Source organism: Halobacillus sp. K22 (assembly GCF_052246795.1).
Lineage (GTDB): Bacteria > Bacillota > Bacilli > Bacillales > Halobacillaceae > Halobacillus.
The window spans coordinates 1-1,447 of record NZ_JBQQCN010000057.1; the positions used below are offsets into that span (position 1 = coordinate 1).

Annotated in this window: 1 protein-coding gene; it reads left to right on the top strand. The window is 41.3% G+C overall.

Going from position 1 to position 1,447, the window contains the following annotated elements; all coding sequences use genetic code 11:
* The first annotated feature begins 88 nt into the window (after positions 1–88).
* The gene (locus ACTWPM_RS20590; protein ID WP_443134832.1) at positions 89–1,429 is read left to right on the top strand and encodes an IS4 family transposase; all 1,341 of its coding nucleotides are present in this window, start codon (positions 89–91) and stop codon (positions 1,427–1,429) included.
* The last annotated feature ends 18 nt before the right edge of the window (positions 1,430–1,447 follow it).

Consider the following 1,447-nt stretch of genomic DNA (forward strand, 5'->3'; position numbering starts at 1 on the left):
CATACCCGTCAAGCTAAGCTCATAATTTCGTATAACCCTTTATAAACGTTATCCTTCTTTGAAGAATTTTCTAAGAAAGGATGATCTTATGGGTATCAAAAAACACCTTCGGTCTATGGCTCAAGCTATTACGGAAACTTTTGGTCGTGATGCTGTCAGCCAAACAGCGAAAAAAACCGGCTTTTCGAAAAGATCCAGTAAATGCAAGCCCGAAGCGTTCTTGAGTCTCTGTACGCTGTTAAAAGATTCTGTTGGGAAGAATAGCTTACAACATTTATGTAGCGCTATATCCTATCAATTCCAGATCTCAATTTCCAAACAAGCTCTCCATGAGCGTTTCAATGGTAAGGCTGTTTCCTTTTTAAAACAGATATATGGTCAACTAGCTGCTAGGCAGGAAGGGATGGCATCTGTCTTAGAACGTCACCCATTATTTTCACGCATTCGGATTATGGATGCGACATCTTTTCGTCTTCCAAGTCCCCATGCTGATTATCCTGGTGTTCAGGGATATGGTGTTAAAGTGCAGTTGGAGTATGAATGGCTCAGGGGTGAGGTCCTCTATCATAAGGTGCAGGCAGAAGCTAAAAGTGATAAAGATGCCGCGCGTGAACAGTTGGATTCTCTGGAACCAGGAGATCTCCTTTTACGAGATTTAGGTTACTATTCGGCAAGGTTGATCAAGGAAATGAATAAGAAGGAAGCGTACTTTATTAGTCGAGTACCGAGTCAAACCAAGTTTTGGACTTGGAGTGGAGAAAAGGGATGGATACAAATCAAGCCTGAAGAAGACTTGAAAAATAAGGTTTCGGGAGAAACCATTGATTATGGATTTATAAAAGTTGGAGGCGATTCACGAAGTTCCTTCGTAGCCCGCATTGTAGCTCAGAAGCTTACGCTTCAACAGCGTCAAAGGCGAGAAAGAGCTTTACACTTAAAAAGGCAGAAAGGACACCAGACCCTTTCTGCCAACCAAAGAAATCAAATTCAAATTCTTGTGACCAATGTAACACAGGAAGAATTGGGCGCTCAAGACCTTTATCCACTATATTCCATAAGATGGCAGGTGGAGATTCTATTCAAGACTTGGAAATCCTTATTTAAAGTTGATGACATTCGAAAAATGAACCAAGAACGGGTGGAATGTCATTTGTACGGGACATTAATTGAGATTCTTCTCTCTTCCATGATGACCTTTCAGTGTCGGTATTATTTATATTGGAAGCACCAGATAGAAGCTAGCGAATATAAGTGCATGGACCTGGTGAAAAGGGCCCTGCCGCATCTCGCGTCTTCAATACAGTCCGGTCCAAAATCGGTCCTTATCATTTTAGAGATGATCTTTGAAAATACCAGGCGACACGGGAGAAAAGAGCACAGGAAGAAGCATGAAAGTCCTTTCGACATTTTAGGGCTAGCTTACAATTAAGATGTATCTTTTGTTTTT